11 protein-coding genes and 2 pseudogenes are annotated in these 13,870 nt (G+C 67.0%); 7 read left to right on the top strand and 6 right to left on the bottom strand.

From position 1 onward, the window contains the following. Window positions 1-11: 11 nt before the first annotated feature. From BMY29_RS16865 to BMY29_RS16855, 3 genes are all read right to left on the bottom strand, one after another. On the bottom strand, window positions 12-1,166 hold the full coding sequence (locus BMY29_RS16865; RefSeq protein ID WP_074854827.1) for an LEA/WHy family protein: 1,155 nt from the start codon (window positions 1,164-1,166) through the stop codon (window positions 12-14). A gap of 95 nt (window positions 1,167-1,261) precedes the next feature. Then, window positions 1,262-1,822, bottom strand: a complete 561-nt coding sequence (gene cgi121, locus BMY29_RS16860) for a KEOPS complex subunit Cgi121 (RefSeq protein ID WP_049990701.1) — start codon at window positions 1,820-1,822, stop codon at window positions 1,262-1,264. Beyond that, window positions 1,822-4,188: an ATP-dependent DNA helicase gene (locus tag BMY29_RS16855; RefSeq protein WP_049990702.1), complete on the bottom strand. Its 2,367-nt coding sequence runs from the start codon at window positions 4,186-4,188 to the stop codon at window positions 1,822-1,824. The genes cgi121 and BMY29_RS16855 overlap by 1 nt, the downstream gene beginning before the upstream one ends. A 331-nt stretch (window positions 4,189-4,519) precedes the next feature. On the opposite strand from BMY29_RS16855, the pseudogene BMY29_RS16850 reads away from it, so the two are divergent. Next, window positions 4,520-5,774: pseudogene (locus BMY29_RS16850) on the top strand (eCIS core domain-containing protein). 2 nt (window positions 5,775-5,776) lie between these two features. Next, window positions 5,777-6,691 (top strand): DUF7958 family protein, encoded by a 915-nt coding sequence (locus tag BMY29_RS16845; RefSeq protein WP_049990703.1) that lies wholly within the window; start codon window positions 5,777-5,779, stop codon window positions 6,689-6,691. Window positions 6,692-6,707: 16 nt separating this feature from the next. Here the strand turns inward: BMY29_RS16845 and BMY29_RS16840 are convergent. Further along, window positions 6,708-7,091, bottom strand: a pseudogene (locus BMY29_RS16840) (DUF6498-containing protein); the annotation flags it as partial. Between the two features lie 251 nt (window positions 7,092-7,342). On the opposite strand from BMY29_RS16840, the gene BMY29_RS16835 reads away from it, so the two are divergent. Next, entirely contained in the window at window positions 7,343-7,795 is a 453-nt protein-coding gene (locus BMY29_RS16835; RefSeq protein WP_049990705.1) for a universal stress protein, read from the top strand. A gap of 14 nt (window positions 7,796-7,809) precedes the next feature. On the opposite strand, the gene BMY29_RS16830 is transcribed toward BMY29_RS16835, so the two are convergent. Further along, entirely contained in the window at window positions 7,810-9,018 is a 1,209-nt protein-coding gene (locus BMY29_RS16830; protein WP_049990706.1) for an inorganic phosphate transporter, read from the bottom strand. A 207-nt stretch (window positions 9,019-9,225) separates the two neighbouring features. Between BMY29_RS16830 and BMY29_RS16825 the strand changes: the two genes are divergently transcribed. Together BMY29_RS16825 and BMY29_RS16820 are read left to right on the top strand one after the other, a co-directional pair. Further along, window positions 9,226-10,776, top strand: a complete 1,551-nt coding sequence (locus tag BMY29_RS16825; protein ID WP_049990707.1) for an alkaline phosphatase — start codon at window positions 9,226-9,228, stop codon at window positions 10,774-10,776. A gap of 226 nt (window positions 10,777-11,002) precedes the next feature. Further along, on the top strand, window positions 11,003-11,248 hold the full coding sequence (locus BMY29_RS16820; protein ID WP_049990708.1) for a ferredoxin: 246 nt from the start codon (window positions 11,003-11,005) through the stop codon (window positions 11,246-11,248). A 218-nt stretch (window positions 11,249-11,466) separates the two neighbouring features. Here BMY29_RS16820 and mdh read toward each other — a convergent pair whose 3' ends face one another. Continuing rightward, entirely contained in the window at window positions 11,467-12,381 is a 915-nt protein-coding gene (mdh, locus tag BMY29_RS16815; protein ID WP_049990709.1) for a malate dehydrogenase, read from the bottom strand. Window positions 12,382-12,564: 183 nt separating this feature from the next. On the opposite strand from mdh, the gene BMY29_RS16810 reads away from it, so the two are divergent. After that, window positions 12,565-13,011 (top strand): TIGR00725 family protein, encoded by a 447-nt coding sequence (locus tag BMY29_RS16810; RefSeq protein WP_049990710.1) that lies wholly within the window; start codon window positions 12,565-12,567, stop codon window positions 13,009-13,011. A gap of 70 nt (window positions 13,012-13,081) precedes the next feature. Further along, window positions 13,082-13,861: an Sjogren's syndrome/scleroderma autoantigen 1 family protein gene (locus tag BMY29_RS16805; RefSeq protein WP_049990752.1), complete on the top strand. Its 780-nt coding sequence runs from the start codon at window positions 13,082-13,084 to the stop codon at window positions 13,859-13,861. The last annotated feature ends 9 nt before the right edge of the window (window positions 13,862-13,870 follow it).

Here is a 13,870-nt window from a genome sequence, read left to right as displayed (position 1 = left end):
ATCGGGACGAGTTACGACGCTCGGGACGCGACCGTCGCCAGGCCGTCGCTCGACTCCGTCGATTCGGACTCGGTCTCGGCGCCGGCCCGATCGTCCGTCGAATCCCGATCCTCGAACGCCGCGTCGTCGGGCGCGGCCCACGGAGCCAGCGTACAGTCCTCGCGCTCCAGGCCCGCCGCTTGATCGACGAAGATGTCGGTCCGCAACTCGTACGTGCAGTGAATCGCGTCCTCGTCGTCCGGAATCGTCCGCGTCTCGCCGTTGATCTGCATCGCCAGCTGCGCGCGCATCTCGGCGTCGGTGACCTCCTCGTTGTCGGCGTGGGTCGCGAACCAGGCGGCGACGTCGTCGTTGTCCAACTCGGCGACGAAGGTGATCTCCCGGCTCGACTGCGGCGGGATCGTCGCGTCGTCGGGTCCGTCCCGCACGTCCACCTCGTGGGCGTCCCAGTGGGCGACCGTGACCTCGTTGAACACCATCTCGCCCGTCAGCGCGGGGGTCGGCAGCGGGTGGGCGTTCGGGTTGTGCACGTCGAACGTGAGGTGGAGTTCGGTCCGGTTCTCGGTCACGGCGCCCCACTCGGCGTCGGTGTCCCGGATCTCGACGGTCGGCTCGACCGTCCCGGTACCGGCGCCGCTCCCGACCGGCGACAGCGTGTGTTCGCCCTCGAACTCCGCGAGCGACGCCGCGATCATCGGCTCTAACTCGGTTGCCTTCTCGTCGGTGTAGGTCCCCGACGGCGACCCCGACAGCGGGCCGACGTCGACGTGGGCCGTCGTCTCGACGGCGAGCTCGCTCACCTCGTCGTTCCGGATGTGCGAGGCCCACCAGGCCGGAAGCCGCTGATATCGCAGATCGGTCCGAAGCTCCGTCGTCGTGTTGCCCGACGGCACGGTGACGTCGTCGGCTGAGCCCGACGCGAGGTCGACGTCGTTCATCGCTATCGCGTAGTCGATCCTCGTATCGCCGAGCGAAAATCCAGGGTTGGGGTTGTCGATCCAGACCGTCGTCAGCACCTCGATCTCCTCGTCGGAGACCTCGCCCCAGGCGTTGTCTTCCAGTCCCGCGTCGGGAACGCCGATCACCCCTGCGGCGAAGAGCCCGCCGAGGGCGGCCGCGATCCCGACGATGACCGCGAGTCCGATTCGAACAGCCGTCGGTCGCATACGTCCCACCAGGGACGGCGCCGAAATATACTATCGGCTTTTCGGATTGTTCCCTTATACCGATACGACGCCGACCGTCGAATCGAGGGTCGGTGTTACTTCTCGACGTCGAGCAACGCGACCCGCTCGCGGACTACCGCCGACAGCGTCGCGTCGGTGGCCCCGCGTTCGGCGTCGGTGATCTCGAAGAAGTCGCACAACGTCTCGTCGTCGCGGGTCTCGAGCGTCGGCGTTCGGTCGACGAACGCGTCCATCGTCTCGAGGGCCGCGATCGCGCCGTTCTCGTCCGCGGTGGTGCGGTCGGTTCCATCGCCGTCAGCGGCGGTCTCGTCGTCACTAGCGTCGCCTGGCCACCCGTCGACGAGGATCACCGCTCGCGTCTCGCCCTCGGCGACGCCCATCTCGAGCGCGCGGTCGATCTGCCGGCGGCCGGCGGCGTACAGTAGGATCTCGACGGCCCGATCCCGGGCGACGTTCTCGCCGCGGTCGATGGCCCGGTCGGCCAGGTCGACGGCCCGCTCGAGGTGGCGGCGGTCGGCGACGTATCCGGCGTCGAAGGCCTGAATCGTCACGCCGTGTCGGTCGCCGATCTCGCCGAGGGCGGCCACGAACGCGTCGAGATCGTCGATCGCCAGGCGGCATTCGAGCAGTTCCATTAGAAGTCACCCAGGCTGGACTGGCTGTCGTCCGCGTCGGCGGCCTCTGCCTTGGTCGCGTCGGTCGCTTCGTCGCTGTCGTCGGTGCTCGCGGTCGCGCTCTCCGCTTCCGTGGCGCTTCCGGACGCGGCCTCGACGCCGTCCATCGACGGATCGTCGCGGCCGGCGTTCTCGAGGATGTTCTCGGCCGTCTTCTGGCCCTTGAGCGCGTCGAGAACGACGCCCTTGTCCGCGGTCCGGAGGTCGGCCGGCGTCTCGATGCCCCGATCGTAGAGGCTGCGGGCGCGCTTGCGGCCGACGCCGCCGACCGAGACGAGTTCCAGGAGTTCCTCGCCGACGCCGTGTTCGGCGCGGGCGCGGGCCTCCCGGACCGCGACGGTCCACTCGCTGTCGATCTCCGCGGCCAGGGACTCGGCCGCGCCGAGCAGCCACTCGGCGGTGTCGACCTTCCCGCGGAGGTCGCCGGGACCGATCTTGTACCGGTCGGTGAGCTGCTCCTCGTCGGTCTCTTCCGCCCAGTCCTCGAGCAGCTTGCCGGTCTTGAGCGCGGCGAGCCAGTCCTCGAAGCGGTCCTCCTCGAACTCGCTGGGCGCGTCGCCGAGCAGTTCGGCCTCGCGCTCGTAGTAGAGTTCGCCGAACTGCTCGTCCTCGCCCGAACGCAGGTAGAGCTCGTACATGTCCGGCGTCCGCGAAACCAGCTGGTAGAGCCCGAGCGCGGTCGGGCGCTCGTCGGCTCGTTCGAGTCCATGGACGATCTCTGCGGCGCTCATCGGGTCCAGATAGAGCCGCGAGACGGTGTGGCCGAGGCTGGTGGCCTCGAGTTCCTCGTCGCCGCTCTCGCGGTCGGCGAGGTCGGCGGCGGAGGTGAACGCGCCGTCGTCGCCGCCGGCGTCGCTCGCACCGCCGGAGCGCTCGACGAAGTCGTTGCGCTCGAGGTAGTCCAGTACGTCGTCGGTCACCCGTTCGAGCCGGCCCGGCTCGCTGGACTGGCTCGCGTAGAGGGTGGCCTCGAGGAACTCGAGCAGTCCCTCTCGCGTGCGGGCGAACCCGGAGGCGACGGTCGCCAGCACGTGTGTCCGGAGCGCGGGCTCGGCCGCCAGTTTCGAGCGAACCGGCTCGGGATCGGCCCAGACGTAGCGGTCGAACAGCTCCTCGCTCTCGTCGTGGCTCTTGGCGAGCAGGACGGCCTCGCCGTAGGGGTCCAGCCCCGGCCGGCCCGCCCGCCCCATCATCTGGTGGACTTCAAGCACGTCCAAGGGGGCCATTCCGCCCGCACTGGAGTCGAACCGCCGCCAGTCGCGGACGATCACGCGGCGAGCGGGCGTGTTCACCCCGGCGGCCAGCGTCGGCGTCGCCGAGATCACCTTCAACAGGCGGTCGCGGAAGGCGTCCTCGACCAGGCTCCGCTGGGTGCTCGAGAGGCCGGCGTGGTGGAAGGCCGCGCCGCGTTCGACGCAGTCCGCCAGGTCCGTACTGGTCTCGGTGTCGCTGTCCTCGCGAATTTCGTCGGCCAGGTCCGCGAGTTCGGTCTGCTCCTCGGCGGTCAGTTCGCGGCTCGAAACCTGGCCCAACCTGCGGGCGGCGGCCTCGGCGTTCCGCCGGGAGTTGACGAACACGAGCGAGGAGCCGCCCTCCTGGAGGATGTCGCGGACGAGCGCGGCCTCTTGTTTTTCCGAGCCCTGGACCGGCACTTCCCTGGTCGAGCCGTCGTCGAAGTTCAGGGCGTTGCCGTAGTGGACCCCCATCTGGAGGTCGATCGGCCGCCAGTCGGTCTCGACCAGTTCGGCGTCGAGCCAGGTGGCGATCTCGTCGGCGTTACCGACCGTCGCGGAGAGTGCGGCGACCTGTAGCTGGGGGTTGAGCTTGCGAAGTTTCGCGAGAGTCACCTCCAGCGTTGGGCCGCGGTTGCGGTCGTCGATGAGGTGGACCTCGTCGCTGACGACGCAGGTGAGATCCGAGAGCCAGTCGGCCCCGTTGCGCACGAGCGAGTCGACCTTCTCGCTGGTCGCGACGATGATGTCTTTCGTCGCGAGCCAGTCGCTGGTGCTCTCGTAGTTGCCGGTCGTCACGCCGGCCGTGACGCCGAACTCCTCGTAGGCTTCGAACTCTTCCTTCTTTTCGCTGGCGAGGGCTCGCAGGGGGACGATATAGAGCGCCTTCCCGCCGCGTTCGATCGCCGACAGCATCGACAGCGCGGCGATCATCGTTTTCCCGCTGGCGGTGGGGACGGCGGCGACCAGGCTGTCACCGTCGGTCGCGCCGGCCTCGACCGCCTCGGCCTGGGGCGGGTAGAGTTCCTCGATCCCCTCCTCCCGGAAGTGGTCGGTCGCGCCGGGCGGGAGCCCCGTCAGCTCCTCGATATTCATTGTCCGTCCTTGGCGCGTCCCGCGGTTTAAACTGTCGTCTCTCGTCTTCCCGTCTCTCGTTCGGACGGCCCCGCACAACGCTCGACTCGAGTCCGTAATCGTCGCTGGCTCATCGTAGGGGACTCATCGTCTGGGAACGGTCCAGTATCAGGGCCAGGAGTCGTCGAATCGAACACTATGCACGTACGTTTCGATTAAACCTGCAGACTATCGACCAAGGATCAAACGTGAGAAATATTTATGTTATATTAAGATAAAATTGGAGAAAATGAATAGGTGGACCAGCAGCTGGCGCGGACGTCTCAGAAACGCCACACGAGAGGGGGGATAGATGCGCGAGAAGAAACGACGCGATCGGAAGTCGTCGAAATCGGACGCCGACGAGTCGACGATCGAGAGCCAGTCGTCCGAGCAGACCGAGTCGTCACGGCGACGTGACGGCATTCAACGGACGCCGTCGGAACAGCCGCCGGTGACGCAACCCGCCCCGACATACCCGCCCTCGGCGCACCCGGCCCCCGCGACACCGGAGCCCGCAACGCCAGAGCCCGCAACGCCGGATCCGGCGACCGTCCCCGGTGGCGTCGCGGTGCCGTCACCAAGTGAACGCGCTCGACGCAAACGCGAACGGAACATCCAACGCTCGATCGAGGGCACCGATACGTCCCGTGACGAGGTCACCGACCAGGTACTCGAGGTCATCGGGAGCGGCGGCATGCCGCTGGATTTCAGCCTGCAACGCGCCCTCGAGGAGCGGATGGACGCCGACTTCTCGGACGTCCGCATTCACACGGGTGCAAACGCCGCCGAGGCCGCCGACGCGATCGACGCAAAAGCGTTCACCTGCGGCAACGACATCGTGTTCAACGACGGCGAGTATGATCCCGAATCGCCGGGAGGGGCAGCACTTGCTTGCTCACGAACTGGCCCACGTCAAACAGCAGACTGGGACTGCGATCAGCATGATGCCCCAAGAGGGCGCCGATCTCGAGATCGACCCCGATCCGCAGTTGGAGCGGGAGGCCGATGAAGCGGCCCAAGAGGCGATGTCAGGTGAGGAACCGCTGGTCGTGAATAGGATGGGGACCGATGTTCACATCCAGCGAAAGGACTGGAACGCAGGCCCGTCGAACGTGGAATGCTTGTCCACCGGCGAGGGCCCGGGATTCGTTGCAGGGAAAGTCGGCGATCTGACAACCAAAACCTACCGGTTGACTCAGGACGAGTTAGTGGATCTCGTCGAGAAAGTCGATACGCCGGATGAACTGCCCGCTTATATCGACGAGAACGATGTCGACGCCTCGAGTCGACTTCAGGACACGATGGGAAGTGGGTTCAAGGGTGCGACCACCGACTGGAAAGTGGGATCGATGACTGGCTCGGTTGCCGGACCGGTCGTCGCTGCCGGCGCTGGCCTCGCCGCAATGCCCATCGGCTACGTCTTCGCCACGCAATTCGGCGATACCACCGCCGACGAAATACAAAACCGCCTTCGTGACCTACTCGATCTCAATACCGATCAAGAGTTCGAGACGGACGAAGCGAAAGACGACGAATCGTGGAAAGACAAACTCACTGGGTGGTAGGTATGCAAGCAACAATCAAGAAAGAAGATGATGATGGAATGGGAATTCAGGTATTCGATACTAATGATATCGAGCATAAACTCGCTATGGACTTTAGCGGGGAGGTCCACCTCCATGAGCAGGACGGCTACCCAGACACTCCAGCAGAACGTACGACAGAGGAGGGCGAGTTTGTCTCTCAAGTTCGTCAGTATGCAAAGTACTACGTTGCCCAAGAGACCGACTACAACACGGTCCCATGGGATCTCAACCCGGACCGATTCGAGACAGTTCGGCAGGCGTTGGCACCCCTTTCGAGTGTGGAGATCAAAGAGTGGTTCGGCGACCTGTTGGCCCAGAGTCTGAGCCACTATCGCGATGATCCGGATGTCGACACTGGCGGTATCTCCCGACCGCACGACCTGCCTGCGGACAAGATCGGGCCGGAGGATGCGGTGTTGTACAAACAGGAGATCTACCTCGACGACGACGATCGACTCGAGGCGGTCTCGGGAGTGCTGATCACCTATTACGTCGCAAAAGGGGAGCGGACGACGGTCCGCTACGGCGAGACGCCCGACCGCGATCCCGACGCGTGTGTCGAAGTCTCTCCCGCCCCACTGGTCACTCCGGAGCCGTTCCGTGACTATCTCGTCTACAACCTGCGCTGCCAGATTCGGGATTGCTATGTCGGCATGGGTCTGGAACCACCCCAACAGTACAAGGTACTCGGTCCCGGTCAGTACCGCTTTACCGGAAAGTACCAGCATTTCGACTGTTACCCCAAGTACTACAACTACGACGCGGATATCCCCGGCTACAGTCACGAATTCACCCCCGAGCTCCCCATTTCGAAGGAAGAACTCGGTGGCCTCGTCGATCCCAAGAGTGGCCAATCCATCTATTCCCAGATCAAAGGGGCGCTGTTCAGCAGATAGTCGACAGCCCGCTATCTCACCTGCAATCGTCACTTAAACAGATCCATGGATCGTATGGGCGCGAACAGTACGAGAAGAGCTGGTACCCGACGAGGACCACGGCCGCGAGGGCGACGACGTCGAGGCTCGCCGACTTAAGCGTCATCCCGTCGGCGAACGGAACGACGAAGATGAACCCGTCAGCGAACAGCCATAGGCCGGCGTAATTCCGGACGAGCGCGGTTGCAACCGTTCGGTTCGACTCGCCGACGTACGATTCGGGCCGCTCGCCGTCGTCCTTCGTCCACGACCGGATGCCCTCGGGATCGTCGGTCCCCTCCGCCCGGTGGATCTTCGCCGCGTAGACCGCCACGACGACGCCGGTTTCTAGCCGGTAGACGAGCAGGAGGACGTGCGCCTGCCAGTCGTACCACTAGATCGCGGCCACCAACACGACATTCGCGAGGATGACCCCGACGAACGCTGCCTGTGACCGCTTCCACGACGAGCGCACACGGCGGTGTACGCGCGGTACGACCTGTCAATATACCGGTTCGAATCGTCGGCTGCGCAGAGATCACGCGCTCTCGATACCCTGTCGTCGCGAGCCGATCGAGCGACGTGGCGTGTGCGCGTCGGTAGACCGATGCCGCCGGCGACCGAAGACGGCGTATGGCCGACTCGGATCCCGACCACGTCCTCGTCCCCACGCTCGGCCGCCCGCGCGAGGACGAGGCCCTCGCGTACGCCCTCGAGACGTTTCCCGACGCCGACGTCACCCTGCTGACCGTCGTGACGCCGCTGGACGCGCCGCTCAGCGAGGGCAGCGTCCTCGAGCGAAGCGAGGTCCGGACTGATCAGGCGCGAGACAGCGCGACCGAACTGCTCGAGTCGGTCCCTGAGTCGACGGCGGCGGACCGCGTCCGGATCGAGACGGTCGAGGGCCGGCCCGGGAACGTCGTCCCACGATACGCGTCCGAAGAGGGGTTCGACCACGTCGTGATGTACGGCTCCGGATCGGGGCCCGGATCCGGGTCGACGGGATTCGTCAGGCGGTTTCTCGGTCGCGGCATCGCGGCCACGGTGGTCGAACGCACCACGCGGCCGGTGACGGTGCTCGAGTAGGACGCTCGCACGGGTCAGCCGCCGATCGCCGTCGCGAGCAGTCGGTACAGTCCGTAGCCGACGAGGACCGAACTCCCGAGGGTCAGCAGCCAGAAGGCGATCGTGACGCCGATCTTGCGCCGCGAGACGCCGGCCGAGCCCCCGGCCAGGCCGCCGCCGATGACTCCCGAGAGGACGATGTTGTTGAGCGAGATGGGGATGCCGAGTGCGATAGCCAACTGCGCGATGATAAAGCCCGGTACCAGCGCCGCGATCGATCGCCGCACGCCGAGTTGGGCGTACTCACGGGAGGTCGCCTGCAACAGCCGCGGCGCTCCCATCCAGGCGCCCGCGAGGATGCCGACTGACCCGAGCCCGAGCAGGACGATTCCGGGTAACCCGAGCTGGGTACGAAAGAGGTTCTCGAGCGGGCCGGTCGCGAGCCCGACCTGCGAGCCCCCCGAGGAGAAGGCGACGATACTGCCGAGCACGAGCAGGAACGAGCGGATCCCCGACTCGACGGAGACGAGAACGCGCTTGCGAACCCACGAGAAGACGAGGGCCCCGGCACCGATTGTCACGAGAACGGTGCCGAGATCGACCCCGGCAGCGACGGTCGGCCCGCCGCCGAACTGCCTGGCGACGAAGCTCGCGAGGGTCCCCTGATCGGCTGTCGGATCGGGGATCACCCCGAGCCGGACGTTGGCGACGATCGCGCCGACGACGCCGGCCAACAGCGGAACCCCGAGCGTCTCCGGGACGTCGTCGCGTCGCAGGATCGTCGCCGTCGCGTACGCCAGGCCGCCGGACATGATCGGCACCAGTGCCCAGAAGATGGCGAGTCGCCGGTAGGTGGCCATCGCCGGCTCGCCGCCCAGCGAGAGCCCGACGCCGACCATCGCGCCGGTCGTCGCGAACGCGGCCGGGATCGGATACCGCGTGTAGATGCCGATCGCCATGAAGGTCGCCGCCGTCAGCAGACCCGCGGTGGCCGCGAGCGGCGTGATCGCGACGCCGTCGATGAGGGCCGCGCCGACGGTCTCGGAGATGCTCCCGCCCTGCATGAGCGCGCCCGCGGCCGCGAGCACCCCGATGACGAACGCCGCCCGCATCGTCGAGATCGCGTTCGCACCGATCGCGGGGGCGAACGGCGGCGAGTTGCTGTTCGCGCCGAGGACCCACGCCATGAACAGACAGGTGAGAACGGCGGTCCCGATGAGTATCGCGGACGACGGTGCGACCATTCGGTCTCGTACCCGCTCGTTCCACGACCGACTGGAAAAACGTCTCGGGCCCGCGAATCGCTCGAGCGCCCCGTGATCGCCCGGCCCGGTACCGTCTCGTTCGCAGCGGCTCCATCGATTAGTATTCCCTGTCCCGATTCGTTCAGTGATTTATCAACAACCGACATAAAAAATAATAAGCGAGTTCGTGGGGGCTTCGAACGCGCTATGCGACGACGGCAATTCGTCACGGCTCTGGGTGCGACCGGACTGCTCGGCGCGACCGGCGCGCAATCGAACGCCGGTCGCCGGGGAGGCGACGTCGAGAACGTAATCTTCCTGATCGGCGACGGGATGGGGTTCGATCCGATCGAAGTCACGTCGGTCGTCTGCGGCGACCTGTCGCTGCAGTCGATGACCGGCGTCGGCTACACGCGGACGAACTCTCGCAGCGGCGAGGTGACCGACTCCGCGGCGGCCGGAACAGCGCTCGCGACCGGCCACAAGGCGTACAACGGGCAGCTCTCGGTCCGCGGTGACGCGGACGACGACGATCCGCTGCCGTTGCTGACCCAGCTCGAACTCGCGCAGGCGCGGGGCAAGGCGACCGGCCTGGTCTCGACGACGCGGATCACCCACGCCACGCCCGCCGCCTTCGCCTCGCACGTCCCCGACCGCGGGATGGAGGGGGCGATCGCCGAACAGTACGCCGAGAGCGACGTCGACGTGCTCATGGGCGGCGGCCGCCGCGAGTTCGACGACGACCTGCTCGACCGGATGCGGGACGCGGGCTACGAAATGCTGTTCGACGCGAGCGACCTCGAGTCGGCAAGCGGCGACAGGCTGCTTGGCCTGTTCGCCGACGGCCACGTCCCCTACACGCTCGACCGCGACGAGTCGATTCCCTCGCTGCCCGAGATGACCGCCGCCGCGGTCGACCGTCTGGAGGCGAACGACGACGGCTTCTTCCTGATGGTCGAGGGTGGCCGCATCGATCACGCCGAACACGGCAACGACGTCCAGACGACGGTCGCCGAGACCGAGGAGTTCGACGAGGTCGTCTCCTGGGTGCTCGACTACGTCGAAGACCGCGACGACACGCTCGTCGTCGTCGCCTCCGACCACGAGACGGGCGGCCTGGCGACCGGCAGCGACTACGGATCGCCGATCGACGTCGAGGCGATCCGGAACGCGCGGGCGAGCAACGCGGCCATCGCCGAGACCATCGAGGACGGCGTCCCGGTTCGCGACGCGGTCGAGGAACGCGTCGACGTCGACCTCACCGACGAGGACGTCGCGCGCATCGAGGACGTCGTGGGTGCCGACGACCCCTACGCGCTCTCGAACGAGTTAGGGGCGGTCCTCTCGGAGCACCTCGGCGTCGCGTGGGCCTCGGACGTCCACACCGGCCCGGCCCAGACGGTCATGGCCGCCGGTCCCGACGTCGAGCCGTTCGACGGCTGGGTCCACCACACCGACCTCTCGGTAACCGTCGCCGCGCTCGTGCTGTTCGGCCGCCTGGCCGACGTCTCCGAGGACGACCGGGGCGCCTGGGAGCGCGAGATCGTCAGGAACGGTCCGAAGGGCCGTCGCGACGCCGCGCTCGCCCTCGAGTACGTGGGTCCCGTCACCGACGACGTGACTGACGCGCTCGACGTCGACGGAAACGGCGTCGTCGATTATCGGGACGTCCTCGCTGTTCTCGAGGGCGAGGCTCCGTCCCCGGCGACGCGGGCCGGTCGCCGTCGCGAGGCGCCCCACTCGGTCCACGACGTCTAGACCGCCTCGCCGGCTCGCAGCACCGCGGCTTCGTCTTCGTTTCCCCTCCGACCGCGTCGGGACCGCCCTGTAGCGGGCGTCGGACGGCGCGACGGTGCTCACCGTCCACGGCGTCCCGGCCGCGTCCTCGTATTCGAAGTGGAAACACCGGCGCGCGAGACGAGACCGGTGGTTCACGGATCGAACGACCGCTAACGATTTACGGAGATCGACCTAATCCCCGCCCATGAAAGTCGAATTCGACGAGGACACCTGTATCGGGATGTTCCAGTGCGTCGCCGAATGGGACGCCTTCGAGGAGAACAAGTCGACGGGGAAGGCCGACCTCGCGGACAGCGAGGAGGTCGAGGACGGGATCTTCGTCCGTGAGGTGCCCGAGGACGCGGAACTCGACGCAAAGTTCGCCGCCCGGACCTGCCCTGTCGACGCGATCAAAATCTACGACGACGACGGCGAACAGCTGATCCCGTGAGGAACTGCTGAGAGATCCTCGTTTGTTCGGACTCTCCCCTGCGTCTCAGCCGCACGGACATCGTTCTACTGCCGCTGATTCGGTTGCTCGAAGGATAGCGACGCACTCCGGGGGTCGAGCGCTGGACGGTCGACGCGCGACCGGATCGAGACCCGTCGGCGAGTGCGAACCGACCCCCTGGACTGTTGACTGCGAAAAAACCGGAACGACGGACTCGACTACGCGATTTCGTCGTACTGGTCCGAGAGCTTCTCGGCGGCCTCGCCGAGCTGGTTGCGCTCGAACTCGGTCAGGTCCCACTCGACGATCTCCTCGACGCCGTTCGCGCCGAGCTTGACGGGAACGCCGAAGGCGGTGTCCTCGTGGCCGTACTCGCCCTCGAGCGTGACGCTCGCGGGCAGCACTTCGCCCGTGTCGCGCAGGATGGCCTCGACCATGTGCCCGACGCCGGTCGCCGGCCCCCACTGGGTCGCGCCTTTCTTCTCGATGACGTTCATCGCCGAGGTCTGGAGCTCCTCGAGCAGTTCCTCCTTCTCGTCCTCGTCGAACTCGAGGTCTCGGCCGTTGACGCGGACCTTCGAGAAGACGGGAACCTGGGCGTCGCCGTGCTCGCCGAGGATCGTCGCCTCGACGTTCTTGACCGGCGCGTCGAAGCGCTCGGAGATGACGTAGCGGAACCGGGCGGAGTCGAGCCGGCCGCCGAAGCCGATCACTTTCTCTCGGGCCCGGTCGCCCGACTCGTAGAGGTGACGGTTGAGCAGGTCGACGGGGTTCGACGTCGTGACGGTGATGAAGTCATCGTTGTGCTCGGCGATCGAGGAACCGATGTCCTCCATGATGGGCGCGTTGTCGCCCGCCAGGTCGATCCGCGTCTGGCCAGGCTGGCGCGGGATGCCGGCCGTGATGACGACGACGTCCGAGCCCGCGGTGTCCTCGTAGCCGCCCTGCCGGATCGTCGTGTTCGAGTCGTAGGCCGCGCCGTGGTTGGCGTCGGCGGCCTGGCCGATCGTGTCGTCTTCCTTGTCCGGAATATCGACGAAGACGAGTTCGTCAGCGATGTCCCGAAGCGCGATATTGTAGCCTGCGGCGGCCCCGACCGTGCCGGCCGCGCCGACCACGCTAACTTTCGTCATACCACGTAAATGTGCACCTGCCCCCGCGTTAAATCCGTCGAAACCACCCGCTTCAGACGGTTTGACGATGTTGGTGTCGACGATCGTCGAACGGTGAGACCGTGAGCCGGACTACCGCGACCCGACCCCACCGATTCGCGCCGATATCGAACCGCCCATAGCCGGCGCCGTTGACGTTCCGATATGCGCGTCAGCGTCATCGGCGGCGGCACGATCACCGACGACCAGGCGGCCCGCGCCGAGGCGGTCGGTCGCGAACTCGGCGCTCGCGGTCACACGGTCGTCTGCGGCGGCCGCGGCGGGACGATGGAAGCGGTCTGCCGCGGCGCGAAGGCCGAGGGCGGAACGACGATCGGCATTCTACCCGGCGAGCGCCGCGAGGCGGCCAACGACTACGTCGACGTCCCGATCGCGACCGGGATGGGCCACGCCAGGAACGCCCTCGTTCCGCTGAACGGTGACGCCGTGATCGCGCTAGCGGGCAGCGCGGGGACCCTCTCGGAGATCGGCTTCGCGCAGATCTTCGAGCGACCCGTCGTCGGCCTCGGCACGCACGACGTGCCCGGCGTTCGGGTCGTCGAGACGCCCGAAGCGGCCGTCGACGCGGTCGAGGCGGCCGACGAGACGTAGTCGCGACCGACCCGCATCACGAGCCGCCGCTGTCGTAGCTTTTTCGACGGGCCGACACCTCTAGATGGACATGAGCGACTTCGACAAGGAAGCCGAGCGCGAGAAACTCCGCGAGAAGTACGAACGCGACAAGGAAGAGCGCCAGGCGACCCAGCGGATGAGCGATCTGCTGCTCAAGGGCGCGACGATGACCAACGCCCACTGCGGCACCTGCGGCGATCCGCTGTTCCAGATGGACGGCACCACCTTCTGTCCCAGCTGTCACGGCAACCCCGATGCCGTCGAGGGCACCGATCTCGAGGCCCAGCCGGCCGAGGACGGGGAAGCGGGGGCGGGCGCGACGGCCGACGATGGTGTCGACGCCGCCGCTGAGACCGCCGACCAGGCCGATCCCGACATACCGACCGACTCCACGGCTGTCACCGAGGCCGAGTCCGGGTCCGGGTCCGGATCGGGGGACGCCGGCCAGGCGGGCTCCGAAATCGACGTCGAGCCGACGACCGATCCCACCTCGGCGACCGGCCAGCGAAACGAGGAGCGAGGGACCCCCTCGCGGGCCGACGCGAACGCGTCGAGCGACTCGACCGTCGATCGGCAGCCGCGCTCGACGGCAGCACAGCCGACCGCCGGGTCGGACTCGTCCGACAGCGGGTCCGTACGTTCCGCTCGTCGCGCCCCCGCGTCGAGTCCGCCGTCGGTCGACGGCGACCTCGAGACCGCCCGCGACGCGCTCGTCCGGACCCTCGAGAAGTTCGCCGAAGAAGCCGCCGCGACGGACGATCCGCGCTACGCGAAGGAGTGTCTCGAAGCGGCCCGCGAGGCTGGCGAGACGCTGTCGACGCTTCGCTGAGAACTGGGA

Source organism: Natrinema salifodinae (assembly GCF_900110455.1).
Classification (GTDB): Archaea; Halobacteriota; Halobacteria; order Halobacteriales; family Natrialbaceae; genus Natrinema; species Natrinema salifodinae.
The sequence above is the reverse complement of the archived record's forward strand: the minus strand, read 5'-3'. Positions and strand labels throughout refer to the sequence as shown.

Coding starts and splice junctions, on each gene's coding strand:
- BMY29_RS16845 (WP_049990703.1), top strand. CDS start 5,777: ATGCAAGCAACAATCAAGAAAGAAGATGATGATGGAATGGGAATTCAG.
- BMY29_RS16810 (WP_049990710.1), top strand. CDS start 12,565: ATGCGCGTCAGCGTCATCGGCGGCGGCACGATCACCGACGACCAGGCG.
- BMY29_RS16835 (WP_049990705.1), top strand. CDS start 7,343: ATGGCCGACTCGGATCCCGACCACGTCCTCGTCCCCACGCTCGGCCGC.
- cgi121 (WP_049990701.1), bottom strand. CDS start 1,822: ATGGAACTGCTCGAATGCCGCCTGGCGATCGACGATCTCGACGCGTTC.
- mdh (WP_049990709.1), bottom strand. CDS start 12,381: ATGACGAAAGTTAGCGTGGTCGGCGCGGCCGGCACGGTCGGGGCCGCC.
- BMY29_RS16830 (WP_049990706.1), bottom strand. CDS start 9,018: ATGGTCGCACCGTCGTCCGCGATACTCATCGGGACCGCCGTTCTCACC.
- BMY29_RS16805 (WP_049990752.1), top strand. CDS start 13,082: ATGAGCGACTTCGACAAGGAAGCCGAGCGCGAGAAACTCCGCGAGAAG.
- BMY29_RS16825 (WP_049990707.1), top strand. CDS start 9,226: ATGCGACGACGGCAATTCGTCACGGCTCTGGGTGCGACCGGACTGCTC.
- BMY29_RS16855 (WP_049990702.1), bottom strand. CDS start 4,188: ATGAATATCGAGGAGCTGACGGGGCTCCCGCCCGGCGCGACCGACCAC.
- BMY29_RS16820 (WP_049990708.1), top strand. CDS start 11,003: ATGAAAGTCGAATTCGACGAGGACACCTGTATCGGGATGTTCCAGTGC.
- BMY29_RS16865 (WP_074854827.1), bottom strand. CDS start 1,166: ATGCGACCGACGGCTGTTCGAATCGGACTCGCGGTCATCGTCGGGATC.